The organism is Paenibacillus popilliae ATCC 14706 (genome assembly GCF_000315235.1).
Classification (GTDB): domain Bacteria; phylum Bacillota; class Bacilli; order Paenibacillales; family Paenibacillaceae; genus Paenibacillus_B; species Paenibacillus_B popilliae.
Genome location: NZ_BALG01000115.1, coordinates 1 through 353 on the forward strand (window position 1 = coordinate 1; position 353 = coordinate 353).

At 37.1% G+C, this 353-nt stretch carries 1 pseudogene; it reads right to left on the reverse strand.

Features of this window, described 5'->3' with window-relative positions:
- Positions 1-149: 149 nt before the first annotated feature.
- Positions 150-353: pseudogene (locus tag PPOP_RS24105) on the reverse strand (hypothetical protein); the annotation flags it as partial.

Consider the following 353-nt stretch of genomic DNA (forward strand, 5'->3'; position numbering starts at 1 on the left):
GATCAATCAACGACCACGAAAATGTTTGGGCTGGAAGACTGCTCACGAATCCTTCTCAGAAGAACTGTCGCACTTGGCTTGACAATCCGTCTTAACAAAAAAGTATTCCAGGTTATATTTTAACTTTTTTTAGAGACATAATGAAGACGCTAAAACAACTTGCCATGTAATTTTTGAACTTGATCCTTTAACTGTTTGTTCTCTTCTTCTAGTGCCTTTATACGATTTTTTAAGGTCTTTATTAATACTTCCTCTGAAAGTGTTTTTTGCAAGTGAAAAATGCTCAATTTTGCAGCCAAAAGTATCGAGGCACCTGCCAACCCTCCAAAGCTTAAAAAGGAATCCGTTCCATC